Origin of the sequence: Streptomyces callyspongiae (genome assembly GCF_047200695.1) — a bacterium.
In the GTDB taxonomy this organism is placed as follows: Bacteria; Actinomycetota; Actinomycetes; order Streptomycetales; family Streptomycetaceae; genus Streptomyces.
The window spans coordinates 141,570-167,257 of record NZ_JBJZOM010000004.1 but is presented as its reverse complement, the minus strand read 5'-3'; the positions used below and the strand labels follow the sequence as shown (position 1 = coordinate 167,257).

Genomic DNA, 25,688 nt, shown 5'->3' with positions numbered 1-25,688 from the left:
CCGGTACCGCGGACGGGACCTCGGGACGGGGCGCGTTCGGTTGCAGGAATGCGGTTGCAGGAAAAGGTGGGGGGTGTCGACGGTTGCGGGAAGGTTTATGCTCCGGATCGCAGGAATCTCACAGAAGTGAGCCGCAGATGAAGGATCACGATGCCGTCCTCCCGTTCGGCGGCGAACCGCCGGCTCCGCTGGGCCCGCAGGACGAGGCGCTGATCCACGCACTCCAGATCGCGCCGCGGGCCTCGTGGAACCTGCTCGGGCAGGTGCTCGGCGTCGATCCGGTGACCGTCGCGCGCCGCTGGGAGCGGCTGCACGCCTCCGGGAGGGCGTGGATCACCGCCTATCCGGGGCTGTCGCTGCGCCGGAACCTGGAAGTGGCACTGGTGGAGGTCGACTGCAGGGCCGATCAGGTCGAGGCCGTCGCCGAGGCCCTCGCGCAGGAACCCCAGATCGTCACGGTCGAGCACATGGCCGGTGGCCGGGATCTCCTGGTGACCGTCTTCGCCCCCGGGCTCACGGGGATGTCGCAGCTGATCCTGGACCGCATCTCGCGGCTTCCCGGTGTGGTCTCCTCGCGGGCCCAGCTGACCACCCAGGTGTTCGGCGACGGCAGCCGGTGGCGGCTGCGGTCCCTGAGCGAGACGCAGCAGCGCCGGCTGCGGACCGCGGCGCCGGCCACCGCGGCCACGGGCCGCAGGAGCACGCCGTATCCCGACGCCGCCACACGTGCCCTGGTCACGGCCGTCGCGGCGGACGGCCGCCGCTCGGCGACGGAGCTCGCCCGGATCTCCGGGGTGGGCGCGGCGACGGTGCGCCGCCGCCTGAACGGGATGATTGCCGCACGGGACCTCGTGCTCCGCTGCGAGGTGGCCCGGGAGCTCACCGAGTGGCCGGTGTCCGCGACGCTGTGGGCGCAGGTGCCGGCGGACCGGGTGGACGTCACGGCACGCGGCCTGCTCTCGATGGCGGAGGTGCGGCTCTGCACGGCGGTCACCGGCCCGCAGAATCTGATCTTCACGGTCTGGCTCCGCTCCATCGCCGACGTGCAGCGATTGGAGGCGCAGCTGGCCGAGGCCCTTCCGCAGCTGACGCTGGTCGACCGGGCCATCGCGCTGCGGCAGACCAAGCTCATGGGCCGGCTGATCGGTCCGGGCGGCAGTGCGGTGGGCCTGGTGCCGATGGAGGTGTGGGGTCCGGGCTGAGAGGTACGGGGCCGGTGCGGCGGAGGCGTTCCCGGGGTCGCGGACCGCGAACGGTTCGGGGATGAGTGAAGGCCCCCGCCGGAGCGGGGGCCTTCACTGTCCGTGCGCCGTCAGGGACTCGAACCCCGGACCCGCTGATTAAGAGTCAGCTGCTCTAACCAACTGAGCTAACGGCGCGCGTCGACGCGATACATACTACCCGGTCCCCGGGGGTGCTCTCGACCAGCACCGCGTGCCCGCTTCGGGTGGTCGGTCCCGTTTCGCGGAGAGTCAGAGGGCCAGGGAGAGCATCACGGGTGCCGCGCGTTCGTTGAGTGCCTCGGCGGCGGCGCGCAGACGATGCGTCTGGTCGACCGGGAGGGAGAGGGCCAGGCAGGCCACCGAGGTGCCCGCGGTGACCGGGACCGCCGCGCAGACCGTCCCCACCGCGTACTCCTGCAGGTCGAGCACCGGAACCGTCGCGGGCTGCCGGGCGAGCGTGTTGAGGAGGAACTGCTCGTCGGTGATGGTCCGGGAGGTGAGCCGGGCGGTGCGGTGCCGGGAGAGGTGGTCGCGGCGCCGGTCGTGGTCCAGCTGCCCCAGAAGGCACTTGCCGATGGCGGTGGCGTGGCCCGCGGAGCGGAAGTCGACCCACTCGGTGGCGGCCGGGGCCTCGGCGCTGTCCGCGTACCGCACGATCTCCACCTCGCCGTCGGCGTAGCGGCTCAGGTAGACCGCGGCGCCGAGGGTGTCGCGCAGTTCGGAGAGCGTGCCGTCGATGCGCTCGTCCAGGGCCCGTTCCCGGTCGCCGCCGGAGCTGAGCAGCACGAGCGACTCGCCCACGACGTAGGCGTCGTCGCCGACCTGCTCCAGGTAGCCCTCCCGGCGCAGCATGGCCAGCAGGTGGTCGAGATTCGCCGGCGGCAGTCCTGTCTCCCGGGCGAGTTGCGGGGCGTCGACGCCGCCCCGGTGCTGAGCGACGGTCTCCAGCACGCGCAGAGCCAGTTGGACCGATTCCAGGCGTGCGGTCGGTTCGGGCCGGAGTGTCACGCTGAACCCCCTGGAAGGTTGTGACCATCCGCTGCCTGACCGGAGCGGGGGGTGAGAGACATGACTTCCACGATAGCTGCCAACACCCTTACTCGTGGCGGGTGTTGCTGCGTTCGGCATATGCCTTCGGCGCGGAAGCGGAATGTGACCGATCGGTGAAGCCCGCAACGGCCGCGGCGCCCTGGCCCCCTCGGGGGCCGGAGTGCCGCGGCCGTTGCGCCGTGGAGCGTGACGTTCCGGTCGTGTCAGAGCACCGCGCTCAGGAACTCACGCGTCCGCTCGTGCTCCGGATCGCTGAAGATCTTCTCCGGGGCGCCGGACTCGATCACGCGGCCGGAGTCGAACATCAGGACGTCGTCGGAGATGTCCCGCGCGAAGTTCATCTCGTGGGTGACGACGAGCATGGTGATGTCCGTGGTGTGCGCGATGTCCCGCAGCACGTCCAGTACACCGGCCACCAGCTCCGGGTCCAGCGCGGAGGTGACCTCGTCCAGCAGCAGCACCTGCGGCCGCATCGCGAGGGCGCGGGCAATGGCCACACGCTGCTGCTGACCGCCGGAGAGCTGCGTCGGGTACTTGTCGATGTGCTCGGTCAGACCGACCAGCTCGAGCAGCTCGCGCGCCCGCTGCTCCGCCTCGTCCTTGCCCAGGCCGAGCACGTGCACCGGCGCCTCGGTGATGTTCCGCAGCACCTTCATGTTGGGGAACAGGTTGAACTGCTGGAAGACCATGCCGATCTTCTTGCGCACCTCGCGGATGTGCTTCTCGCCCGCGGGCACCAGGGCGTCGCCCTTGCGCTCGTGGGTGAGGTAGTCACCCGCGACCTTGATCGTGCCGTCGTCCGGCTTGAGCAGCGTCATCAGCAGCCGCAGGATCGTGGTCTTGCCCGATCCGGAGGGCCCGATCAGGGTGACGTGCTTGCCGGAGTTGACGGTGAAGTCGAGGTTGTCCAGCACGACGTTGCTGCCGAAGCGCTTCGTCACGCCGTCGAACCGGATGAGCTCGCTGCCGTCCACGGTCGGGTTGGTGGTGTCGTTGGAAGGGGTGCTGTCAGCGGACAAGGCGACGCTCCAGTGCTCGAAGAAGAAGAGAGGCCGGGTACGCGATGACGATGAACGCGACGCCGACGACGGTGATGGCCTCCGTGGTGAAGGTCTCGTTGCTGAACGACGATGCCTCGCCGAACATCTCGAACGCGCCGATCACGGCGATCTGCGGCGAGTCCTTCAGCATCGAGACGACGTAGTTGCCCAGCGCGGGCACCACCCGGCGGATGGCCTGCGGCAGGATCACGGCCGTCCAGGTGCGGACCTTGGGCAGACTCAGTGCCGTGGCCGCCTCCCACTGGCCGACCGGCACGCCGTTGATGCCGGCGCGGTAGACCTCCGCGGTGTACGTCGAATAGTGCAGACCCAGGCCGATGGCGCCGGTGACGAACGGCGACATGGCGGGGCCCCACTCAGGAACCACGTAGAACAGGAAGAACAGCTGCACCAGCAGCGGCGTGTTGCGGATGAACTCCGTGACCGCCGTGACGGGCCAGCTGATCCACACCTTGTCCGAGCGCTGCGCGATCGCCCACACCAGACCGAGGGTGAACGCGATCAGCGTGCCCACGCCCAGCGCCTGGAAGGTGACGATCACGCCGTCCCAGAAGCGGGGCATGAAGTCCTGGACGACACTCCAGTCCCATGCGTCGTTCATGCCGCACCTCCTGCGCCGTGGCTAGGGGCTTCCGAACTCGTCCCGGCGGGGTTCAGCCGCCGGCCGAGCATGCCGCTCTTCTTCTCGGGCGTCTGACCGATGCCCGCCCGAGCCTTCCGCTCGACGGCGCGCATGCCGCGCGTCAGCACGAAGGCGATCAGGAAGTACAGGACCAGGATCAGCGTGTAGATCGGTGCGCTGTCCAGCTGGACGGCGCGCACCAGGTTCGCCGCGAAGAGCATGTCGGCGACCGTGATCGTGGAGACCAGCGCCGTGCCCTTGAGCAGCTCGATCAGCAGGTTGTTGAACGGCGGGACCATCTCCGGCCACGCCTGCGGGATCTCGACCCGGCGGAGCCGCTGCAGCCTCGTGAAGCTCAGTGCGATCCCCGCCTCGCGCTGAGCCGGTGCCACCGCCGCGAGAGCGCCCCGCACGATCTCCGAGCCGTACGCCCCGTAGGTCAGCCCGAGCGCCAGCACACCCGCGTACATCGGGACGAACTGCAATCCCAGCAGGATCGGCAGCGCGAAGACCATCCAGAACATCATGACCAGCGCGGAGGTGCCGCGGAAGATCTCGAAGTAGGTGCCCGAGAGGAACCGGACGATCCAGATGTCCGAGGTGCGCAGGATGCCGACGACGAACGAGACCGCTGCGGCCAGTACGGCGCTGAAGACCAGCACCTGAATCGTGATCCAGATTCCCGGCAGGAACCAGGAGGTGAACATGCCTGAGGTCATCATCAGGAGCACAGCTCCTTCGCGGTCAGATCGGTCATCTCGGCCCTGCCGAACCCGTAGGGCTTCACCAGCTTCAGCAGGCCCGCGAAATCATTCTGCTTGAGCTTCAACAGCTCCCTGTTGAACGCGTCGCGGAGGTTCTTCTCCGAGAGCTCGAACGCGAAGCCACCGGCGCCGTACTGCGGATCGTCGTCGACGTAGGGCTGGAACGGCTCGGTCGTCTCGGCCTTGTCGGACCGCTTCACCGCGTTGGTCACCGTGATGTTGGTACCGGCGAACGCGGCGACGCGGCCGGTCTCGACCGCGTTCAGGCCTGCCACCGGGTCGGGCAGGATCAGCAGCTGACTGTCCTTGACACCGTTGCCCAGCGCGTAGTCGATCTCCGCGTAGGCCTCGCCGGTGGCCAGCTTGAGGCCCTGGTCCACGATGTCCTTGTAGCTCTTGATCCCCTTCGGATTGCCCTTCGGCACGATGAAGGAGTCGAGCATGATGTACTCCGGGTCCGCGAAGAGCACCTGCTCGCAGCGGTCCGGGTTGATGTACATCCCCGCGGCGACCGTGTCGAACTGCTGCGCCTTCAGTCCCGGGATCAGCGCACTGAAATCGACCGGGATGGCCTTCGTCTCCGGTACACCGAGTTTCTCGAAGATGTACTTGGCGATCGCGGGTGCCTCGCCGACCGCGGTGCCGTCCTCGTTGACGTATGCGTACGGTTTCTCGTTCGCGATACCGAGGCGGACCACGCCTCTGTCCTGCAGGCGCTTGAGCAGGTCGCCCCCCTCGACCTGTCCCTGTGGCGGCGCGACGCTGCACCCGGCCGCGCCGAACGCGCCGAACGCCGCCGCTCCTGCAAGCAGTGAGCGGCGACCGATACCTTTTCCTTCGAATGGCGTTCTCGCCCTGAATGGTGGAGCCATGGGCGCGCGGCTACCCAGGCTCGCGCGAACCATGCAGATCGTTTCCAGCCCTTGATCCGTCCGTTGCGGGGTTGACCGGCGCGCCAGTATTGACACCAGTACGAGCTTCCCGGAGGGCGTTCGGATTCCCGTTCCGCCGCGACCCTCCGGCCCAACCGCGACGGGAGGCGTGATGCCGGACCGCTTCATCGAGGTGTCCCTGGACAAGCGGGGGGTGAGCTGCACCGCCAAGCTCCTCGACGACCGGGCGCCGATCACCTGCAGCGCCGTGTGGGACGCCCTGCCGCTCGGCGGGGACGTCTACCACGCCAAATACGCGCGCAACGAGATCTACGCGCTGCTCCCCACCTTCGCCCCGCAGGAGCCGCCGCTGGAGAACCCCACGATCACGCCCATCCCCGGCGACCTCTGCTATTTCACGTTCACCGAGACACAGCTGGCGACCACGTCCTACGGCTACGAGTCCGAGGCCGACCACCAGGGGCGCAAGACCGTGGTCGACCTGGCGCTGTTCTACGAGCGGAACAACCTGCTCATCAATGGCGACGCCGGATGGGTGCCCGGCATCGTGTGGGGAGCGGTCGTGGACGGACTCGACCGCATGGCCGACGCCTGCCAGGACCTCTGGCGCGGCGGCGCGCTCGGGGAGACCCTCAGCTTCCGGCGGGCCTGACCGCACGGGGCGCCGCGCGCGGGGCAGCCCGCATGCGGCGCCCCGTCGCCTCACTCCGCGGGCGACGGCACCTCGGAGTCCACTCCCGCCTCGTACAGCGCGTGCGCCGCCCGGAGGACCAGGGCGTCCCCGTGCCGGGGACCCACGATCTGCAGACCCACCGGCATGCCGTCGCGGTCCACCCCGCAGGGTAGTGAACAGGCCGCCTGCTGGGTGAGGTTGAACGGGTAGGTGAACGGGGTCCAGCTGGTCCAGCGGGGCTCGGCCGACCCCGCCGGCACCTCGAGGCCGTTGCCGAACGCCGTGATCGGCATGGTCGGCGTCACCAGCAGGTCGTAGTCCTCGTGGAAGCGGCCCATGCGACGGCCCAGCGCCATCCGCTCGTCGACCGCCGCGAGGTACTCCAGGGCGCTCATGCGGGCCCCCTGCTCACTGATCTCCCGCAGCCCCGGGTCCATCCGCTCCCGTTCGGTCTCCGTGAAGAACTGCGTGGTCCGGGCCGCCCCGGAGAACCACAGCACGTGGAAGGAGTCGACGGGGTCGGCGAAGCCCGGGTCGGTCTCCTCCACCCGGGCCCCCAGCTCCGCCAGCAGCTCCACGCCCCGTCGCACCGCCGCGGCGACGTCCGGGGCGACCTCGACCCGGCCGCCCAGATCCGGCGAGTACGCGATCCGCAGGCCGGCGACACCGCCCCCGAGCGCATCCCGGAACGTCGAGGTGGGTGGGGCCAGCTGGGACCAGTCCCGGGCGTCCGGAGCGCTGATCACATCCATCAGCAGGGCCGCGTCCCGGGCGTCGCGCGTCATGGGGCCGACGTGGGCGAGCGTCCCGAACGCACTCGCCGGATACATCGGCACCCGGCCGTAGGTCGGCTTGAGGGCGAAGGTGCCGGTGAAGGAGGCGGGGATGCGCACCGAGCCGCCGGCGTCGGTTCCCAGGCTCAGCGGGCCGGCACCGCAGGCCACTGCCGCGGCGCTGCCCCCGCTCGACCCGCCGGCCGTCCGCTCCGGGTCGTACGGATTTCCGGTCGCCCCGTGGCGGGGGCTGTCCGTGACACCCTTCCAGCCGAACTCCGGCGTCGTCGTGCGCGCCAGGAACACCGCACCGTTCTCCCGCAGCCGGGCCACCGACGGGGCGTCCTCGTCCCAGGGGCGCGCGTGCTCGTCGACCGACCAGGAGCCCTTGTACGTCGGCACCCCGCGCTGCAGCAGGATGTCCTTCACCGTCACCGGCACGCCGTCGACCAGCCCGGCCGGCGCGCCGCGCTGCCAGCGTTCCTCGCTGGCCCGCGCCTCCTCCAGCGCGCTGTCGGCGAGCAGGCGGACGAACGCGTTCAGCCGTGGCTGCGCGGCCTCGGCGCGTTCCAGCGTGGCCCGTGCCACGTCGACGGGCGAGAAGTCGCCCGCGGCATAGCCCGCGACGAGCCGGCTCGCGGACAGTTCGGTGAGATCGGACAACGCGTCCTCCTGAGGGGCGGGAGTGCCGGACCGGTCAGTTCGCCGGGACATAGCCGAGGCCCTTGTCCACGACGTTGTGCAGTGGTTCGCCGGCGTGCCAGCGGTCGAAGTTGTCCAGGAACTGCACGGCGAGGTCGTCGCGCCAGCCGAGCGTGTCGCCGCTCATGTGGGGCGAGACCAGCAGGCCCGGTGCGTCCCACAGCGGGCTGTCGGCCGGCAGCGGTTCGCTGTGGAAGACGTCCAGTGCGGCACCCGCGATCCGGCCCGCGCGCAGCGCCTCCAGCAGGTCCTCCTCCACGACGTGCTGGCCGCGCCCCACGTTCACGAAGTGCGCACCCGGTTTCATGCGGGCGAACGCCCGGGCGTCGAACATCCCGCGTGACGCGTCGGTCAGCGGAGCGACGCACACCACCCAGTCGGCCCCGGCCAGAAGGGTGGGCATGTGGTCCGTCGCGTGCACCCGGCCGAAATCCGGATCGCCTTCCCGTTCAGTGCGGCCGACGAGGTCGACGGTGACACCGAGTGCCATGAGAGTGCGGCCGATTTTCCGGCCGATCGGACCGGATCCCACGACCACGGCGCGGCTTCCGCCGACGCGGAACGTCTCACGGTGCCGCCAGGTGCGCGTCCGTTGCAATTCCCAGCTGCCGTGAAAATCTTTGGCCAAAGCCAGCACGAGTCCCGTCACATATTCGGCGATCGGCTGGTCGAACACACCTCTTGCATTCGTGATGACCGTGTCGGAACCGGACAGCTCCGGGAGGAGCCGGTCGACTCCGGCGGACGGTGTGTGCACCCAGCCGGGGCGCGGCCCGTCGCCCGGCCAGGCCTCTCTCACGGCGTCCGAGAGGAAGTCCCACACGAGCAGCACATCGGCCTCGGGCAGCCGTTCTGCCAGGGTCTTCTCGTCCGCGTGGACCACGCGGGCCCGGTCGCCGATCCTCGAGAGGTCCGGCAGCGGTTCGGCGTCGAGAACGAGCACACACGGTTCGGGCATGTGGTGGGAAACCTCTTCCGTGGGAGAGCGGCGGGAAACGCGGACAGTGCGTGGAGCATGACACGGGAAGAGCCGCAATGCGGCGCCCTCGGGAGGATTGACCACGGTAGGGAGAGCGCTCTACCTTCGTCAATGAAGGCATCTGTCCCGGCGTCCCGGCCTGGCCGGTCTTTCTCTTATTCTCCGGCAATCCTCCCTGCAATCCGCACGGCAGGTCTGCCACCCCTTCGTCTGTTTGGGGCTTGTGAACATGGATGTCTCCTTCCTCGGTGGACCGCGGCCGCAGCGCGGTGTCGGAATCGTGGCGCCGTTCGACTTCGCGCTCGACCGGGAGTTGTGGCGCTGGGTACCCGACGAGGTCTCGCTCCACCTGACCCGGACCCCCTTCGTCCCGGTCGAGGTCAGCCTGGACCTCGCACGGCTCGTGAGCGAGCACGAAACCCTGCGCGAAGCGGTCAACGCCCTGGCGGCGGTGCGTCCGGAGGTCCTCGCCTACGCCTGCACCTCGGGCAGCTTCGTCGGAGGCAATGCCGGTGAACGCGCCATGAGCGCGGCGATGGAGACCGCGGGCGAGGCGCCCGCACTCACCACGTCGGGAGCGCTGCTCGAGGCGCTCCTCGAACTGGACGCCGCCCGGGTCGCGGTGGTGACCCCGTACACCAAGTCGGTGACCGACTCGCTGGAGGACTACCTGGGAGAGGCGGGCATCGCCGTCACGGGCCGCAGCTACCTCGGACTCACCCGCGAGATCTGGCGGGTGCCCTACTGCGACGTGGTGCGCATGGCCCGCGAGGCGGTCGGGGACGAGGCTCCCGACGTCCTCTTCATCAGCTGCACCAACCTCCCGACCTACGACGTGATTCCGCAACTCGAGGCGGAGCTGGGGATGCCGGTGGTCTCGGCGAACCAGGTCACCGTGTGGTCGGCGCTGCGCAGGATCGGCGAGGAGGCCGTCGGCACCGGCCAGGCGCTGCTGAACCCGCTCGCGCGGCGGGGACCGGCGGCCGTGCCGCCTCCCTGCCCGCCGGCTCCCGCGCCGACGGCGGAGGAGGCGGAGACCGAACCCGGAAACGGTACGGCGCCGGCGGGCCCGGGCGAGGCCGTCGAAGCACCGGGTGGGGCGATCCCGCAGCCGGTCCGGGAGGCGGTGGATCCGGCACCCCCCGAGGCGGCGCTCGCCGCCGCCGGTGCCGAGGTGCCCGACCCCGCGGCGGACCCGCTCGAACCGCGCAGCACCCCCTGGTGCGACGAGTGGGGGAGAGGGCCGCAGCCGCCCGCGTGACCCGCGCGTGCGGAGAACGGTGCCGGGCCCTCCGGGCCCGGCACAACCGTGTGCCGACGGCACACGGGTGACGCGCACGGCGGCCCGGAGGGACCGGGCCCCGACGACCCGTCGAAGGAGGCGTGGATGGCGAACGTGGTGGGGTTCCTCTACCCCGGTCACTCGGCCGAGGACGACTACCCGAGGCTCGAGAACCTGCTGCGCGAGGCAGGCGCCGACGTGCGCCTTCCCCTGGTGCACACCGACATCGGCGAGGACGCGCACCGGGTGGACGCGCTCCTGGAGATGGGCTCGGCGCGGCGGCTCGCCGACCGGGTCGAGGAGGTCGCGGGGCACGGCGCGGAGGCGGTGGTGTGGTCCTGCACCAGCGCCAGTTTCGTGTTCGGTCGCGAGGGCGCGCAGCAGCAGGTGCGGGAACTGTCCGCGACGGCCGGGCTGCCCGCGTCGAGCACCTCCTTCGCCTTCGCGCACGCCGTGCAGGAGCTGGATGCCCGCCGGGTCGCGGTCGCGGCGACCTATCCGGCGGACGTGGCCGAGCTGTTCGCCGCTTTCCTGAAGGCGGCGGGCGCCGAGGTGGTCGCCATGCGCGGCAGCGGCATCATCACGGCCGCCGAGGTCGGCACCTGGGGCCGGGACGAGGTGCTGGCCCTCGCCCGCAGCGGCGACCATCCCGACGCGGAGGCCGTGCTGCTTCCCGACACCGCCCTCCACAGCGCGGCGTGGCTGCCCGACCTGGAGGCCGCGCTCGGGAAGCCGGTGCTCACGGCGAACCAGGTCACCGTGTGGGAGGGGCTGCGGCTGGTCGACCGCACCGTCGTCTGCCCCCCGCTGGGCCGCCTGTTCACGGCGGCCTGACCGGCGGGAATCACGTGGGCCCGCGTGCTGTTGGCTCCTTCGGCAGTCCGACAGCACGAACGGAAGGCGGGTCCACGTGACCGACGCGGCGCACACGCAGGAGACCCCGGGCCGGAGGCAGGGCACGGCGCCCGTCCCCCTGTCGGTGCTCGACCTCGCCACCGTCGGTACCGGGCACACTGCCACCGACGCGCTGCGCACCTCGGTGGACCTCGCACGCCTGGCGGAACGGCGCGGCTTCACCCGGCACTGGGTGGCCGAGCACCACTCCATGCCCGGGATCGCCAGCGCGGCCCCGGCCGTGATCCTCGCTCACCTCGCCGCCCGCACCGGCCGCATCCGCCTCGGTTCCGGTGGCGTGATGCTCCCCAACCACGCGCCGCTGGCCGTCGCCGAGCAGTTCGGGACGCTGGAGGCGCTCGCCCCGGGCCGCATCGACCTCGGCCTGGGGCGGGCCCCCGGCACCGACGGTCTGACCGCCTCGGCGCTGCGCCGTGGCGGCGGCGATCCCCACGCGGACGCGGACGCCTTCCCGCAGCAGCTGTCGGAACTGACCCGTTTCCTCGACGACGACTTCCCCTCCGGCCACCGCTACCACCGCCGCGTGCACGCCGTTCCCGGCCCGGTGCAGGGAGGCGGCGGCGGGCGCCCCCCGATCTGGCTGCTCGGCTCCTCGGGGTTCAGCGCCCGCCTCGCCGGAGAGCTGGGCCTGCCGTTCGCCTTCGCCCACCACTTCTCCGCCGCCAACACGCTGCCCGCCCTGGACCTCTACCGGCAGAGTTTCCGTCCGTCCGCGGCGCTCGCGGAACCGTACGCCCTGATCGGCGTGGCCGCACTCGCGGCGGACGACGAGCAGGAGGCACTGCGGCAGGTGTGCACCGGTGCACTGGCCATGCTGCGGCTGCGCACCGGACGGCCCGGTCTGGTGCCGACACCGGAGGAGGCGGCGGAGCACCCGTTCACCGCGGTGGAGCGGGAGTACGTCGACCGCTGGCTGGGCAACGTCGTGCACGGCACGCCGGACGCGGTGCGCGAGGGACTCGACGCGCTGGCAGCGCGCACCGGTGCCGACGAGTTGATGATCACTGCCAACGTGCACACTCCCGCGGCCCGGCTCGACAGCATCGCACTGATCGCCGACGCCTACGGACTGCCGGACAGCGGTACGCGGCCGGCTCAGGCCCCGGCGGAGCCGGACGCGGTGTCGTCCCGCCCCGACCACGCGGCCAGCGCCCCGGGCGGCATCGGCCGGGCGTAGTACCAGCCCTGGCCGGTGTCGCAGCCGATGCCCCGGAGCCGTTCCGCCTGCTCCTGCCCCTCGACGCACTCGGCCGTCACGGTCAGCCCCAGCTGGTGCGCGAGCCGCACCAGCGCGGTGACGATCGTCTCGTCCGCCGGGTTCTCGTGGCGTGCCGTGCGGAAGCCCCGCACGAACGTGCCGTCGAGCTTGAGCGCCCGCACCGGGAGACGGCTGAGGTAGGCGAGGTTCGAGTAGCCGGTGCCGAAGTCGTCGATGGCGATGCGGACCCCCATCTCGCTCAGCGCCTGGAGGGCCTGCAGCGGACGTCCGGCGGACCCCATGACCGCCGATTCGGTCAGTTCGAGTTGCAGCAGGTCGGGCGGCAGCCCGGTCTCGGCGAGAATCTGTTCCACGTCGGAGACCAGGTCGGAGTCCCAGACCTGCCGCACCGCCACGTTGACGCTGACGAAGACCGGGGTCCCCGGCCTCTCGTCCAGCCACCTCCTGGCCTGCCGGCAGGACTCGGCCAGCACCCAGCGTCCCAGCGGCACGATCGCGCCGTTCTCCTCCGCGAGACCGATGAACCGGTCCGGCCCGAGCGTGCCGAACTGCGGGTGCCGCCAGCGGACGAGTGCCTCGGCACCGTGCAGCGCGTCGTCGTCGAGGCCCACGATCGGCTGGTACTCCAGCGCGAACTCCCCGCGCTCCAGCGCCGGCCGCAGCGTGCTGGACAGCGCCTGACGCGTCACGCGGTGCGCGTTGCGCTCCGGGTCGAACAGCGTCCACCGCGCCTTGCCGTCGGCCTTCGCCCAGTACAGGGTCGTGTCCGCCGCCTGCATCAGCCCCGTCGCGGTGGTGCCGGCGGCCTCCCGCTCCACCACTCCGATGCTGGCGGACACCGCGATGCGCTGGCCGGCCAGGTCGAAGGGCTGCTGCAGCGCCCGCTGCAGCGCCTGCGCCAGCCCGGTCAGCTGCGAGGTTCCCGTGGAGTCGTCCACCAGCACCGCGAACTCGTCGCCTCCCAGGCGGGCGACGAGGTGGCCCTCCTCCTCGGTGCAGGCGGCGAGGCGCCGCGCGACCGCCTCCAGGAGCCGGTCGCCGACACGGTGCCCCAGGGTGTCGTTGACCGCTTTGAACCCGTCGAGGTCCAGGTAGCACAGCCCGACCCGGCCGCCGGCGCTCTCGCCGATGGCTGCCGAGAGCCGTTCGAAGAAGAGGGTGCGGTTGGGCAGGCGCGTCACCGGGTCGTGCATCTGCAGATGGCGCAGCCGCTTCTGCAGGGCGCGGCGCTCGCTGATGTCCACCACGGACAGCAGGGCCTCGCCGTTGCCACCGTCCCCGCCCCGCGTGGTCGGGGTCACCGTGATCTCCGCCCACAGGGCATGCCCGTCGGCGCGCTTGAGTCTGCGGGTGCACGACATCCGGTCGGTGCGCCCGCACAGGGCCTCGCGGTAGGCGGTTCGGGTGCGCGCGTCGGAGCCGATGCCGGTCAGGTCGGCGATCGGGGCGGCCTCCAGGCGGTCGGGGTCGGTCCCCAGCAGCGCCCCCATCGCCCGGTTGGCCGAGCGGATGCGCCCCTCGCGGTCCACGACGGCCATGGCGAACTGTGCCGCGTTGAAGGCGGCGCGGAAGTCGCTGTCCCGGGTGGAACGGCGGTCACCGTGCGTGAGGCGGTGCGGTGGGGTGGTCGAGGCGTCGCCCGGGTCCTCGCCCGGTCCGCCGATGGGTCCGTTCACCGATCGCTCCCCAGCGGGCTCGTCGCGTGCGGAACCGGTCGGGTGACCGCCGTAGCCCACCTGGAGTCCGGTCCGCTGGAAATGTGCCGATCATAGAGGCTGTTCGGTCGGCCGAGCCAGTGACGGCCCCGCGTGGTGCGGCCTCCGCCCCGCCGCTGTCCGGCGCCCCGGCGGCCGCGTGCACGCCGCCACGCGGGTCACGGCTCCCGCACCACCCGGCCGCGTCGGAGTGTCACTCCGGGTGACCGACACGGAGATAACTCGATCGGGCTAACGCTGGGCGACGCGACCGGCGAACCCGGACATCCTGGACGGGACCGAAATGGCTGGTCCAGGAGGTCGGCGAGTGGCGACAGCGAAGGCGTACGGCGGGAGGGGGCGGCGACCGGTGCTGCGCCGCGCGGCCTCCGTGTGCACCTCGTTGACGGCGATCGTCGGGACGGCCCTCGTCGCCGGACCGGCCACGGCGGGCGCCGACCCCGGCGCATGCATGCTGGAGCGCACCGACGTCCACCACTCCGAGGGCCTCGACTCCTGGGACGACTCCTACCCCCGGCCGTACCGGCGGCTCGATGCGCTGATGCTCTTCCTCTCCTTCCCCGACTGGAAGCCGATGGTCCCGCCCGGCGTGCTGCTGCGGGACCACTTCCCGACCACCTCGGACTTCTTCGACCGTGCCTCGTACGGCCGGTTCCGGCTCCAGGTCCACCCGCACCTGTCCTGGACACCCATGCCCGAGCGGTCCGGGTCGTACGGCATACGCCGTGACTGGGACCCCGCGCAGCGCGGCGCCTACCTGCAGGACGCCCTGGCGGCCGCGGACCGGCAGGTGGACTTCTCCGCGTACGACATCGTGTATCTGGTCGCCGACCCCGAGGCCCCCGGTGTGAACTCCGACGCCACGAAGGTGGTCAACTTCGAGGAGCCGGTGGAGTACGACGGCCGCGAGATGGACCGCGTGGTCACCGTTTTCGAGCGCCATCCGCCCGACCGCTACGTCCTGGCGCACGAGACCGGCCACCTCTTCGACCTGCCCGACCTCTACCACCGTCCGGTGGAAGGCCGCGCCGACTGGGACACCTATGTCGGCGACTGGGACGTGATGGGTTCCCAGTTCGGCCTCGGCCCGGACCCGTTCGCCTGGCACAAGTGGCGGCTCGGCTGGCTCGACGACCGGCACGTCGCCTGCGTGCGCGGGGCCGCGGGAACCAGCACGTACACGCTGCGGGCGCTGGGCGCACCGCTCGACGCCGCGCCCGGAGCTGTCGACAGCCGGTCCGACACCCGGCTCCTGGTGGTGCGTACCGGGCTCCACGAGGCGCTCGCCGTCGAGGCGCGGGCCCCCGTCGGCAACGACACGGGTGTCTGCAGGAGCGGTGTCCTGGTCTACCGGGTGCGCTCGGACGCGGAGTCGGCGGAGGGGCCCGTCGAGGTGGTCGACGGCCACCCGCGGACCGGGGCCTGCCGACGGAGCTCGGTCTACCCGCCGCTGGCGGATGCGCCGCTCGGCATGGGCGAGGAGATGGCGCTGCCGGACGGTGGCGGCGTGCGGATACGCGTGGGCTCCCGGAGTGCGCCCGACGGGGGCTGGTCCGTGCGGATCACGCGGGGCCCGGACGCGCACGGCTGACCGGTGGCGCGGGCGGTCCGGTCGAGCGGCGCCGGCCCGCGGAGAGCCAGGAACACACCGAGGGCCCCTCCGCCGGAACGGAGAGGCCCTCGATCGTCTGTGCGCCGCCAGGGACTCGAACCCCGGACCCGCTGATTAAGAGTCAGCTGCTCTAACCAACTGAGCTAGCGGCGCCTGCTGACGTCGTAGACCTTAGCATCACGATCCGGCGGAGTGAAAATCGGTTGCCGGGCACTCCCGGCCCCGCGACCTGCGGCTCCGGCGCGGACCCGGGCGCGCCCGGTGCAGGTACGCCCACAGCAGCACCTCGGGACCGGGCAGCCAGGGGTGGCGGACGTCCGGTGCCACCAGCCAGCGGCAGGAGTCGGGCACCTCGGTGGTCGGACACACGGGCGGGACGGTCACCGTGTCGCCCGCGCCGTGGCAGAGCAGGTGCTCCCGCTCGGCCGGCCTCCGCCGTTCCCGGCCGCCCCACTCCTCCCAGTCGAGGAGCGCCGGCAGCCGGTCGGCGGTGCCCGGAGCGCAGAACAGCAGCAGGCGCCCCCGGTGCACGGCGACCGGTCCGCTGCCGGGGCCGTCCTCCCACAGCCTTCCCAACAGCCGCCGGCCCTCGACCTGCGCCACGCTGACCACGTCGAAGGCGGTGCCGCAGGGCAGGAGGCGGGGCGAGGCGGGGCGGTGCTCCCACAGGGCGTGCACGCTCCGCGGGAAACGACTGGCGGACGCGAGCCACTCGGCTCCCGCGGCAGTGAGACGGGCAGCCGACGACAGGGCCGGTTCAGCGGGGTTGCTCATGTCCCCACATCTATCGATGCCACCGGAGCGAATCGGTGAATTACGGGAAACCGGCACGTGGGAATGGGGAATCGGGTACATTCCGCACGCCCGCTGCGTGCGAGGAGCGCGGCGCGGTGGAGTACGCCGGAGCACCGCCGCTCGCGCCCGCGGGCCTCAGTCGGAGGACTTCTCGGCCAGCAGTTCGCGGCCGAACTCGATCATCTTGTGGGCGTAGTCCTCGGTCCAGCCCCCGCGTTCCGCCACGGCCGCGGCGGGCAGGCGGTCGAACCGTCGAGGGTCGGCCAGCTGCGCGGCCGCCATCGCCTGGAACTCCATCGCCCGGTCCGCGGCGGAGCGGAACGCCAGAGTGAGTTCCGTCGCCCGGTCGAGCAGTTCCCGCGGATCCTCCATGGATTCCAGGTCGAAGAACCGCTCCTCGTCCCCGGCGGCCTCCGCGGGCTCGAAGAGCAGCGGAGCGGGGCGGCGGAAGCGGGGACCGCCTCCCGGCTCGCCGGCCGCGTGCGGCTCGGACATGGGACACCTCCAACTCGACTGCCACCTGCCATTGTCCCTCCTGCGCGCGCCCGCCCGGGAATCGGACTTCCCCGCCCAACCCGCCGGGACACCGTGCTGCGGGCAGCGGCCGGAGCGGACGGAGGGCGCGCGCCCGGCCCCCGCGCGACGTCAGGCGCGCACGCGATGGTCCGAGAGACGCGCCAGGACCGCCTGGTGCGCCTCCCACCCGTCGGGGAACCTGACGGGCACCCCCAGCTGCACCGGTTCGGTGACGGGGTGCTCGTCGAGGAGCTCCGGCACGCCCGCCCGGCACACCACGATGCACGCGTGGCGGTGGCGGGAGGCGAGCACGCACAGCCGTCCCGTCTCCATGTGGAAGGCTGTGGCGTCCGGACGTCCGGACAGCGGATGCAGCACCACCGTCACGTCGAACTCCCGGCCCTGCAGCCGGTTGGCGGTGTCGACGACCACCTCCGGCGCGGAGGCGGAACCGCCGCGCGCGACCAGCGCCGAGCGGACGGCCGCCGCCTGGTCGCGGTGAGCGGTGCCCACCGCGATCCGGTCGGGCCCGAGTGCTGCCGCCGCACCGTCCGTACGTTCGCTGGTGCTCGCCCCGCGCCGGGCCAGCAGCCGTTCCACCACCTCTGCGACGGCCTCCACCGCCTCCGGATCGGTCCGCGGCGTGTGCCGCGCGGGCAGCTCCAGCAGCCCCCAGCCCGAGGCGGCCGCCTCGTCGATCACCCGGTCCGCGGCGGAGCCGTTCCCCCGCACGGCGAAGGCCAGTGAGCGGTCGGCCTCCGACGTCCCGCTGGTGAAGGGCGTGAACGGGTAGAACGCCGAGGAGACCAGCGGCGCCGCCGAGGCCGGGAGCCGCCACGACACCGGCAGCCGGTGCTGCGGCAGATCCGGGTTGTGCGCGAGCAGCGTGGCCACGGTGCTGGCGGAAGGGTCGTAGGAGAGTCCGGCCCACTGCTCCGCGCCCACCTGGCTGAACGGATCCAGCTGGCCCGGGTCCCCCACGAAGAGGGCCCGTTCGAACAATCCGGCCACGGCCAGCAGGGCGTCCGAACGCATCTGGTACGCCTCGTCGACGATGGCGTGCTCCCACGGGGTGTCGGTCCTCACCCACGCCCACTTGGCCGCGGTCGAGACCACGATCTCCACCTCGGCGAGATCCGCGATGCGGGAGGAGGGACGCACCGACGGATGCGCGTCGAGGATCCGGTCGTAGGGTTCGGGGTCGCTGCTGTGCAGCCGCCCGACGGGAAGTTGCGGATCCTCCCGTGCGATCCGGTCCACCAGGTCGTCGACCTGCGCATTCGTCTGCGCCACAATCATCAGGCGTCTGCCCGCCGCCGCCAGCTCGCGGGCCGCACGGACCACCAGGGTCGACTTGCCGGCTCCCGGCGGGGAGTCCACGACCACTCCCGGCCCCTCACCGTGGAGCGTGTCCCGCAGGATCGCCGCCGTGGCGCGTGCTGCGGCCTCCCCGGGCGCCACGCGTGCGAGACGGGTGTTCTGCGCCGCGCCGCTGCTCACAGGAAGTCCTCCGGGGTCTCGGGGTCGGGCGGATCGGCGGTGACGCGGGTGGTGGAGCCGGACCCACCGGATGCCTCACGGGAAGGCGGGTGCGGCGCCGGGAGGACCGTGCCGTCCGGGGGGCCGCCGTGGGTCCACGGTGTGTCCTCCGGCTCCGGCAGTGCGGGGCCGCCGCGCGGTGCGTGCTCGAACAGCGTCCACAGCACCTGCTCGCCCACCTGCGGCACCGAACCGGGAGCGGGCTCCTTCCCACGGCCCATCCCGCCGGTCAGCCGCAGCGTGAACAGGCCGTCGCTCGGCACGTCGGCGAGTTCCGCGGTCTGTTTCGGCCCGCCCCCGGGCGTCGCCCGGTGCACGGTGCCGCCCTCGGCCAGGTGCGGATCGTCCTCGGTGCGCACCGTCACCAGCGGGCGGGGCCGGGGCCTCGGCCCCTCGGTGTACGCCGGCCGCACCTCGACGACCACCGACGCGAAGGCCTCGCCCGCGAGCCTCCTCGCCGCCATCACCAGCGGATCGTCCAGGGCCTCCTGCGCGTCCAGCCGGGCCTGGGCCTGTTCCCGCGACGCCAGTTTGTTCGCCGCCGTCACCGCGTCGTCCCGCCGCGGCTGCGGCGGTTCTCCCGCCCGGACCCGGTCGCGGTGGTGGGTGTAGGAGAACCGGTCGCGGCGCCACCGGTCCGGCACGCCCGCCGCCTCGGGCAGTCCGCGCAGCAGGTCGAGGCCCCGCCACACCGCCTGCCAGGTCGGCAGCAGCTGGGAGCGGATCAGACCGGCGATCTCCCGTTCGGCGCCGGGGACCCCGGCGTCGTAGCGCTCCACGGCCGGGGCGAGCAGGGTGTTGTCGAACGCCGGGTCGGTGGCGGGTCCGGCGGGCGGGGTCCGCAGCAGCCCGTCGGCGTCCCGGTCCGTCTCGGCGCGCAGTGCTTCCCGCGCGCCGTCGCTCCCGCGATGCTGCGCGGCCTCGATCCAGGCCAGCAGTGCACCCAGGTGCCGGTCCTCCACGGCGCTCTGGCCGGTGGTCCAGTGCCGGGCGAGCAGCTCGGTCATGGCCACGAGCAGGCAGGAACCGGGCACCCGCGCCCGCTCGCCGTAGTGCGTCAGCCAGCGGCCGAGCAGCGGAACCTGCGCCGGCGCCGGGAACGGGGTCTCGGGGTCCTGCTCGGCGGTCCGGCGGAAGCGTGTCGACCGGCCCAGCAGGCGGACGAACTCCACTCCCGGCCCGTTCGGCAGGATCAACTGCGGAGCGTCGGTGCACAGTTCGATCTCCTCGCCGCCGCGCTCCTCCCGCTCAACCGCGTCCTGCGCGGACTCCAGGTGCGGCAGCACGACGCGCGCCAGTTCGGCCAGGAACGCGAACCGCAGATCCCGGTCGCGCGGCTGCGGCACCGTGAGCAGCGTCGGGCTGTCCCGCTCCGTGCCGACCAGAGCCCCCAGGGGAGCACCGGCCTCGCCCGCTGTCGTCAACGGCACCAGAATCAGGGGACGTTCGGATAGATGCCGGTGGCGCACGGTCGCTGCCGGCTGTGCTCTGCCCGCCGCGACGGCCTCCGCCCGGGCGAGCACCTCGATCAGCGACACGTTCCGGCCTCCTCGTCCGCGGCCTCGGCACGCAGCCGGGCCGCCCGGCGCAGCGCGACGGCCGCGGGCTCGTCGGGAGCCCCGCCGCCCCGGCCGTTCCCCTGCGGACCCCCGGCGGCGGCGAGCACGGACTCCACGGTGGCCAGGCTGCCGAGTTCGGCCCGTGCGCCCCGGCCCAGCGCCGTCACCGCCCCCTGCTCGCGGGCAGCGGACCGGCAGTGGAACGCCAGTTCGCAGCCGGCGAGGCACTCGGGGGCGTAGGAGGCCGGCACCGAGGCCACGGCGTCCCGCAGCGCGTCCGCGGGCAGCGAGAGAGCGAAGGTCGTGCCCTCCGGCACGGCCCCGGCGATCTCGTCCAGACGTGCGAGCCGGGTGAGTTGACGGCGCGTGCTTGCCACCTGCCGCCGCACGTCGACCAGCGCGGCCGCCGGGAGGTTGGAGAAGTCCTTCGGGCACACCAGGAGTGCCTCCGGCCGCACCCCGGAGGAGTCCTCCGGGGCGGGCGGTGCGCCATGGCCACGCCGGACGCCGGCCGCGCGCTCCAGCGCGAGCGCGTAGACGGCCGCCTGCCGGGCGGCGGCGCCCACCTTCGCCGGATCCGCCGAACCGTCCAGGATCGGGAAGGACTTGATCTCGACGACCGTCAGACCGCCGTCGGGGTGCACGGCGACGGCATCCGGTTCCAGGTACACGGCGGAGCCCGCGACATCGAGGGTCAGCATCGGGTGGTCCAGCACCGTCCAACGCCCGGCGGCCGATGCCTCCTCCAGCGCGAGTCCGGTACGGGCCGCCCGCCCCGCCGGACCGTCCGCCGCCAGGTCGGGCACCGCGACCTCGTCGGAGGACTCGGGAGCGGCGTCGCCACTGCGTCCGCACAGCAGCCGGACGAGTTCCGCGCCGCCGTCCGCCTTCACCCGCGCCTCGAACGCGTTCCCCCGGACGAAGGCGAACTGCGACTGCCCGAACGCGGTCGGCGCGCCCAGGGCCGAGGCCAGTGCGTTCTTGTCCACCCCGGCACCGTCGAGCAGGGCCCGCCGCCGGCACCCGGGGTTCGACGCGAGCGCGGCGAGTGCCCGCGCGTCCAGCGGACGGGGCGGCACCCCCGGACCGCCCCGCAACTCGGCGAGCCGCCGCCGCAGCGTGCTGTGCGGTGCAGCGGCGGGCCGCTGCGCGTTCTGCTGTTCCGGCACGGCGGAGGTGCCGGGAGTGGTCGTCATCGGCGCTCGCCCCGGGCGTCGTCTCGCGTTGCTTCCTACCCGCGGCAGTCTGACATCCCGCACCGACACCGCGGGCGGAGGAACGCGCACTGACCCATGATGGGGAGGACCCCACGGGGAGAGGCGGAGCGACGATGGCACACCCGCGGATGCTGCTGGTACGACACGGCGAGACCGAGTGGTCCCGCAGCGGCCGGCACACCGGCCGCACCGACATTCCGCTGCTGGAGGAGGGGCGCCGGACGGCCGGGCTGCTCGGAGAACGCCTGCACCGTGCCCCGTGGTACGGCCTGCCGGGCGTGGAGGTGCTGACAAGCCCTCTGGCCCGCGCCCGCGAGACCTGCGGACTCGCCGGGTTCGGCGAGCGCGCCCGGGAGTGGGACGCCCTCCGGGAGTGGGACTACGGCGCCTACGAGGGGCTCACCACGCCCGATATCCGGCGCACCGCTGGGGAGGACTGGCAGATCTGGCGCGACGGCGTCGTCGACGGCGAGTCGTTGGCGGCGCTGGCCCGGCGTGCCGACGAAGTCGTCGACCGGGTGCGTGCCTCGGACCGCGACGTCCTCGTCTTCGCGCACGGCCACCTGCTCCGCGCCGTGGGGGCGCGTTGGCTCGGCGAGCCGGTCGGCCACGGCGGACGCCTCGTGCTCGGCCCCGTCGGACTCTCGGTGCTCGGATGGGCCTACGGAGCTCCCGCGCTGGTGCGCTGGAACGACACCGGCCACCTCGGCTGAGACCGCCGGGTCACGCGGGACGCGGCAGCCTGCTCAGCACCTCCGCCACGTGCGCCTCGCGGCGGTGGGGCTCCAGACGTCGCGCCGCGGTCGCCAGCATGCCGCGGATGCGGGCCGAGCGGACCGGGTGCCCGAGCAGGCACAGGGCGTGGGAAGCGGCCGCAGCGGCCTCCTCCGGGCGGCCGTCCGCCGCCAGGTCCCCGGCGAGTTCCGCGGTGAACAACGCGCGGTTGCGCAGGAAGTGCGGTTCCTGCAGGGCGACCGCCCGGCGCGCGCAGTCCGCGGCCCTCCGCCAGACGCCCAGCGTCGACCAGCACTGCGACTCCAGCCCCGCCGGCTCGGCCTCGCCGAAGAAGGTCATCCAGGGCGGGTCCGCGTCTCCGCAGCCCCGCTCGAACAGCGTGTGCGCCCGGGCGAGCGCCTCCTCGCACGCCGAGCGGTCTCCCAGGCCCGCCCAGCCTCCCGCCTCCCGCAGCATCAGCAGGGAGAGGAGCCGCGGCGAGCCGAGCCCCCGCGCCGCCCGGAGCCCGGCCTGTGCGGCACGCACCGCCTCCCGGGGCCGCGCCGCGTCCCGGGCGAGGAACGCCATGTTGCAGAAGGCGTGGGCCTCGAGGGCGGCGTCGCCGGACACCCTGGCCGTGGCCAGCGCCTCCGCGTAGTGCGAACGGGCGTCCGCCGTCCGCCCCGAGTCGTGCGCGAGCCACCCCACCGACAGCGCCAGCTCGCCCGCGCCCGCGGTCAGCCGGTCGGTCACGGCCCGCCGCTCCGCTCCGGCGTCGAGGAAGGTGTACGCGGTGCGCAATGCCTCCGCGGCGCGGGGATAGAGGCGGTCGGCGCCGTGGCGGTCGTCCAGCAGGCGGATGCGGCGGACCGCGTCCTCCACGGCTGCGGCCTCCGGCGTGCCGGGCCGGTGCCCGGCCCCGGCGCCCGGGAGGTCGCCCGCCAGGCCCACGGCCAGTGCGGCGGGCCCGCCGGTCATGAACGCGCGACGCAGCACATCGGTCTCCTCGTCGCTCTCGTCGGTCGCGGCCGGCCGGAACGGCTCCGCCCGTGCCGCGGGGTGCGGGCGGCTGCCGCGGCCGGCCCGCGGTCGTCCTGCGTCGGCGTCCCCGTCACCCGGCGCCCGCGGCAGGACGACCACGGACGACGGGCCTCCGCGCGGCGCGGCACGTCCCCGTACCGACTCCCGCGGCTGGAAGCCCAGGTCGGTGAGCGTGCGCCCCGGGAACATGTGGAGGAACACCCGCTCGTAGGCGTAGTTGGGGCAGCGGATCTCGCCCGCTTCCACGCGGCCGACGTACCGGGCGTCGCAGGACACGTGCTCACCGATCTCCCGTGCCGACCTGCGCACGGCTGCCGCGAACTCGCCGGGGGAGAGGGGGCCGCGCAGTTCCCGGAAGGCGGAGTTGGGCCTGCGTACGGAGCCCGCGGCCGCGAACGGTGACGACGCCATGACGGGACGGTACCGGCAGTCACTCCGCGGTTACCCCGTGTTCCGTGACAAACCGGAAATGCTCTCCGCGATCTGCCATGAACTGCCATTCTTCGGAGGGTTCCGCGCCGTAGCCCGTTGACGCCCGCGCGCGTTGGTCCGGACACGACGACGGGTCATCGGGAGGTCGAGGTGCGGAATCCGGGTGTCAGCACGAGCGGGCAGCTCGTCGGCGCGGCGCGGGCCCGCCGTGCCGAGGAGCCGTGCGACCTCGTCACGGTGCCCTCCCGCCAGGGCCTGGAAGCCGTCGACATCCTGCGGTTGCGGGAAGGAGTCGGCCAGGTCCTGCACGACGCACCGGGCCACACCCTGGGGTTCCTCGTCCCACCGGGTACCGCCGCCGCCTGGGACCTCCCCGGGAGCGCCTGTACGCAGACCTGCCGCCGCGATCCGCGCGCCACGGACGAACCGCCTGTCACCGGCACCGGCTGGCTGTTCCCGCCGGAGGGCGAGGCTCCCCGTACCACCGAGCCGGCGCGCCTGCGTGCCGCGCTGGGGCAGGCCGCCCGGACGATCGAGGCCGCCGACCGCTGCCGCTGACGCGCCGGCGCACCATGCCGCGGCCGGGCCGCCGTACGGCGGCCCCGAGCCGGACGCGATACTCGGAGTGTGGCGAGGAAGAGACGCGGCGGCGCCGAGCGGCGGACGCGACAGGTGCGCGACCGGCCGACCGAGCAGGTGGGCGGTGGCACGGCCGAACTGGTGCCCGACCCGGACCGGCCGCACGGCTGGACGCTCACCCTGGACGGAGCACCGCAGTCCCACGTCGACCTGGACGATCCGTCCCACCTGGACTTCGAGTACCAGCGCCGCATCGGGCACGTCCTCGACCTCGCCGCTCCGCCGGGGCAGCCGCTGCGGGTAATGCACCTCGGCGGCGGCGCGTTGACCCTCGCCCGGTACGTGGCCGCCCGGCGGCCCCGCTCCACCCAGCAGGTGGTCGAACTCGACGTCGCCCTGACCGCTTTCGTGCGGCGGGAGCTGCCGCTGCCGAGCGGTGCCCGCATCCGGGTGCGCGCCGGCGACGCGCGCGAGGTGCTCGGCCGGATGCCGGACGACTGGGCGGACGTCGTGACGCTCGACGTCTTCCGTCACGCACGCGTTCCGGCTCATCTCACGAGCGCCGAGTTCCTCGCGGACGCACGGCGGGTGATGCGGCCCGGAGGCCTGTGGGCGGCGAACCTCGCCGACGGTTCCCCGACCGGCGCCGCCGGCCCGCCGACCCATCTGCGCAGTCAGGTTGCCACGGCGCGGAGCGTGTTCGCCGAGGCCTGTGTGCTCGCCGACCCCGCCGTGCTGCGGGGACGGCGGTTCGGGAACGCGGTGCTGGTCGCCTCCGACGCGGAACTCCCCGTCGAGGACCTCACGCGGCTGACCGCGTGCGACCCGCACCCCGGACGCGTCGAACACGGCGTCGCGCTGGCCGGGTTCGCGGCTCAGGCGCGGCCGGTGACCGACGCGACTGCGGTGCCGTCGCCGCGCCCGCCCGCGGACGCCTTCGCGACCTGAGACCGCCCGGTACGTCCCCGCCCTGCGTACGCGCGGACGGCAGGAGGAAGGTCGGGAATGACCCGCTGCGAAGCCATGGCCCCGGACCGGACTTCACCTGCGACGGGACCAACTCGGCAGGGCGCGGCGTCACTCCGGTGGACACCTCCTGCGTGCGGCCCGAGGGCGGCTCGTCTTTGCTCGCACCCATGGATGCAGCACAACCACGCCCGAAAGCAGTACTCCGCCGTGCGGTCTGCGGCTCGCTGACGGCCGCGCTGCTCGTCGGTGGTTCCTGGGGAGCCGCTTCTCCGGCCGCCGCGCTCCCCGCCGACGCCCAGGACGACCTCACGGAGACCGACTGGTACTCGGCAGCCCCCGGCTCCTGGTACGCAGCCCTGCCAACCCTGCCCGACGTGTATCGCGACTGGAGCAACGGGTCGCCCGGGTCCTGGACCCGGCCGGTCCGCAGGGTGCCGATATCCGCCCGGTACGGCATCCGCGGCGACTGGGCCGCCGGGCACCACACCGGCATCGACCTCGCCGTCCCCGTCGGCACCCCGGTCCGTTCCGTCGGCACCGGAACGGTCGTCCGCGCGGGCCGTTCCGGCGACTACGGCAAAGCGGTGACCGTCCGCATGGACGACGGCAACTACACGCTGTTCGCCCACCTGTCCAGGATCGACGTGCACCGGGGTGAGCGGGTCCGGGCCGGCACGGTCCTCGGTGCTTCCGGCAACACCGGCCGGAGCACCGGCCCCCACCTCCACTTCGAGGTGCGGGCGGAGCGCGGCTACGGCTCCGACATCAACCCCGTCGCCTACCTCGCGCAGCGCGGCGTCCGCTTCCCGTGACCCTCCGCGGACCGCGGCCTCCGGACCCGCAG

23 protein-coding genes, 2 tRNA genes and 1 pseudogene are annotated in these 25,688 nt (G+C 73.0%); 10 read left to right on the top strand and 16 right to left on the bottom strand.

Annotated features, from left to right (window positions below):
- The first annotated feature begins 137 nt into the window (after positions 1–137).
- Positions 138–1,202 (top strand): Lrp/AsnC family transcriptional regulator, encoded by a 1,065-nt coding sequence (locus ACL06G_RS05010; protein ID WP_412785559.1) that lies wholly within the window; start codon positions 138–140, stop codon positions 1,200–1,202.
- Between the two features lie 103 nt (positions 1,203–1,305).
- On the opposite strand, the gene ACL06G_RS05005 is transcribed toward ACL06G_RS05010, so the two are convergent.
- The 6 genes from ACL06G_RS05005 to ehuB form a co-directional block, all read right to left on the bottom strand.
- Positions 1,306–1,379: transfer RNA gene (locus ACL06G_RS05005), tRNA-Lys, on the bottom strand.
- A gap of 93 nt (positions 1,380–1,472) precedes the next feature.
- Entirely contained in the window at positions 1,473–2,231 is a 759-nt protein-coding gene (locus ACL06G_RS05000) for an IclR family transcriptional regulator (protein WP_412785560.1), read from the bottom strand.
- 245 nt (positions 2,232–2,476) lie between these two features.
- A complete protein-coding gene (gene ehuA, locus ACL06G_RS04995; protein ID WP_412785561.1) occupies positions 2,477–3,292 on the bottom strand; it encodes an ectoine/hydroxyectoine ABC transporter ATP-binding protein EhuA in 816 nt (271 codons plus the stop codon).
- The gene (gene ehuD, locus ACL06G_RS04990; protein ID WP_412785562.1) at positions 3,282–3,935 is read right to left on the bottom strand and encodes an ectoine/hydroxyectoine ABC transporter permease subunit EhuD; all 654 of its coding nucleotides are present in this window, start codon (positions 3,933–3,935) and stop codon (positions 3,282–3,284) included. The genes ehuA and ehuD overlap by 11 nt, the downstream gene beginning before the upstream one ends.
- Complete coding sequence (gene ehuC / locus ACL06G_RS04985) at positions 3,932–4,678, bottom strand: ectoine/hydroxyectoine ABC transporter permease subunit EhuC (RefSeq protein ID WP_412785563.1); 747 nt, start codon at positions 4,676–4,678, stop codon at positions 3,932–3,934. The genes ehuD and ehuC overlap by 4 nt, the downstream gene beginning before the upstream one ends.
- Complete coding sequence (gene ehuB / locus ACL06G_RS04980) at positions 4,678–5,592, bottom strand: ectoine/hydroxyectoine ABC transporter substrate-binding protein EhuB (RefSeq protein ID WP_412785564.1); 915 nt, start codon at positions 5,590–5,592, stop codon at positions 4,678–4,680. Before ehuB ends, ehuC begins: the two co-directional genes overlap by 1 nt.
- Before the next feature lie 172 nt (positions 5,593–5,764).
- On the opposite strand from ehuB, the gene ACL06G_RS04975 reads away from it, so the two are divergent.
- Positions 5,765–6,265, top strand: a complete 501-nt coding sequence (locus ACL06G_RS04975) for a DUF3830 family protein (RefSeq protein WP_412785565.1) — start codon at positions 5,765–5,767, stop codon at positions 6,263–6,265.
- Positions 6,266–6,315: 50 nt separating this feature from the next.
- Here ACL06G_RS04975 and ACL06G_RS04970 read toward each other — a convergent pair whose 3' ends face one another.
- Together ACL06G_RS04970 and ACL06G_RS04965 are read right to left on the bottom strand one after the other, a co-directional pair.
- Positions 6,316–7,722, bottom strand: a complete 1,407-nt coding sequence (locus ACL06G_RS04970; RefSeq protein ID WP_412785566.1) for an amidase — start codon at positions 7,720–7,722, stop codon at positions 6,316–6,318.
- A gap of 34 nt (positions 7,723–7,756) precedes the next feature.
- Positions 7,757–8,719, bottom strand: a complete 963-nt coding sequence (locus ACL06G_RS04965; protein ID WP_412785567.1) for a D-2-hydroxyacid dehydrogenase — start codon at positions 8,717–8,719, stop codon at positions 7,757–7,759.
- Positions 8,720–8,969: 250 nt separating this feature from the next.
- On the opposite strand from ACL06G_RS04965, the gene ACL06G_RS04960 reads away from it, so the two are divergent.
- From ACL06G_RS04960 to ACL06G_RS04950, 3 genes are all read left to right on the top strand, one after another.
- The gene (locus tag ACL06G_RS04960) at positions 8,970–10,001 is read left to right on the top strand and encodes a maleate cis-trans isomerase family protein (RefSeq protein WP_412785568.1); all 1,032 of its coding nucleotides are present in this window, start codon (positions 8,970–8,972) and stop codon (positions 9,999–10,001) included.
- Positions 10,002–10,127: 126 nt separating this feature from the next.
- The gene (locus ACL06G_RS04955; RefSeq protein ID WP_412785569.1) at positions 10,128–10,856 is read left to right on the top strand and encodes a maleate cis-trans isomerase family protein; all 729 of its coding nucleotides are present in this window, start codon (positions 10,128–10,130) and stop codon (positions 10,854–10,856) included.
- A gap of 76 nt (positions 10,857–10,932) precedes the next feature.
- Positions 10,933–12,114, top strand: a complete 1,182-nt coding sequence (locus ACL06G_RS04950) for an LLM class flavin-dependent oxidoreductase (protein WP_412835479.1) — start codon at positions 10,933–10,935, stop codon at positions 12,112–12,114.
- Here ACL06G_RS04950 and ACL06G_RS04945 read toward each other — a convergent pair.
- Positions 12,033–13,832 (bottom strand): putative bifunctional diguanylate cyclase/phosphodiesterase, encoded by a 1,800-nt coding sequence (locus tag ACL06G_RS04945; protein WP_412835478.1) that lies wholly within the window; start codon positions 13,830–13,832, stop codon positions 12,033–12,035. The two genes, ACL06G_RS04950 and ACL06G_RS04945, sit on opposite strands and share 82 nt — an antisense overlap.
- A gap of 346 nt (positions 13,833–14,178) precedes the next feature.
- Between ACL06G_RS04945 and ACL06G_RS04940 the strand changes: the two genes are divergently transcribed.
- The gene (locus ACL06G_RS04940; protein ID WP_412785572.1) at positions 14,179–15,462 is read left to right on the top strand and encodes a M6 family metalloprotease domain-containing protein; all 1,284 of its coding nucleotides are present in this window, start codon (positions 14,179–14,181) and stop codon (positions 15,460–15,462) included.
- Between the two features lie 100 nt (positions 15,463–15,562).
- Here the strand turns inward: ACL06G_RS04940 and ACL06G_RS04935 are convergent.
- The 6 genes and pseudogenes from ACL06G_RS04935 to ACL06G_RS04910 all read right to left on the bottom strand — a co-directional run bounded on the left by ACL06G_RS04935 (position 15,563) and on the right by ACL06G_RS04910 (position 21,088).
- A tRNA-Lys gene (locus ACL06G_RS04935) sits at positions 15,563–15,636 on the bottom strand.
- Positions 15,627–16,257 (bottom strand): annotated as a pseudogene (locus tag ACL06G_RS04930) (bifunctional DNA primase/polymerase). Before ACL06G_RS04930 ends, ACL06G_RS04935 begins: the two are co-directional and overlap by 10 nt.
- Before the next feature lie 156 nt (positions 16,258–16,413).
- A complete protein-coding gene (locus ACL06G_RS04925) occupies positions 16,414–16,773 on the bottom strand; it encodes a DUF8844 domain-containing protein (protein ID WP_412785573.1) in 360 nt (119 codons plus the stop codon).
- Positions 16,774–16,923: 150 nt separating this feature from the next.
- Positions 16,924–18,294 carry an AAA domain-containing protein gene (locus ACL06G_RS04920; protein WP_412835477.1) on the bottom strand — a complete coding sequence of 457 codons (1,371 nt, stop codon included), beginning with the start codon at positions 18,292–18,294 and terminating at the stop codon, positions 16,924–16,926.
- Positions 18,291–19,871 carry a hypothetical protein gene (locus tag ACL06G_RS04915; RefSeq protein ID WP_412785575.1) on the bottom strand — a complete coding sequence of 527 codons (1,581 nt, stop codon included), beginning with the start codon at positions 19,869–19,871 and terminating at the stop codon, positions 18,291–18,293. The genes ACL06G_RS04920 and ACL06G_RS04915 overlap by 4 nt, the downstream gene beginning before the upstream one ends.
- A complete protein-coding gene (locus ACL06G_RS04910; protein WP_412835476.1) occupies positions 19,862–21,088 on the bottom strand; it encodes a hypothetical protein in 1,227 nt (408 codons plus the stop codon). Before ACL06G_RS04910 ends, ACL06G_RS04915 begins: the two co-directional genes overlap by 10 nt.
- Before the next feature lie 134 nt (positions 21,089–21,222).
- Between ACL06G_RS04910 and ACL06G_RS04905 the strand changes: the two genes are divergently transcribed.
- The gene (locus ACL06G_RS04905; protein WP_412835475.1) at positions 21,223–21,822 is read left to right on the top strand and encodes a histidine phosphatase family protein; all 600 of its coding nucleotides are present in this window, start codon (positions 21,223–21,225) and stop codon (positions 21,820–21,822) included.
- Positions 21,823–21,832: 10 nt separating this feature from the next.
- Here ACL06G_RS04905 and ACL06G_RS04900 read toward each other — a convergent pair whose 3' ends face one another.
- The gene (locus ACL06G_RS04900) at positions 21,833–23,275 is read right to left on the bottom strand and encodes an NsdA family TPR-like regulatory protein (protein ID WP_412835474.1); all 1,443 of its coding nucleotides are present in this window, start codon (positions 23,273–23,275) and stop codon (positions 21,833–21,835) included.
- A gap of 171 nt (positions 23,276–23,446) precedes the next feature.
- Between ACL06G_RS04900 and ACL06G_RS04895 the strand changes: the two genes are divergently transcribed.
- From ACL06G_RS04895 to ACL06G_RS04885, 3 genes are all read left to right on the top strand, one after another.
- Positions 23,447–23,854: a hypothetical protein gene (locus ACL06G_RS04895; RefSeq protein WP_412785579.1), complete on the top strand. Its 408-nt coding sequence runs from the start codon at positions 23,447–23,449 to the stop codon at positions 23,852–23,854.
- A gap of 69 nt (positions 23,855–23,923) precedes the next feature.
- Complete coding sequence (locus ACL06G_RS04890) at positions 23,924–24,823, top strand: spermidine synthase (protein WP_412835473.1); 900 nt, start codon at positions 23,924–23,926, stop codon at positions 24,821–24,823.
- 188 nt (positions 24,824–25,011) lie between these two features.
- Entirely contained in the window at positions 25,012–25,656 is a 645-nt protein-coding gene (locus tag ACL06G_RS04885) for a M23 family metallopeptidase (protein WP_412835472.1), read from the top strand.
- Positions 25,657–25,688: the final 32 nt, after the last annotated feature.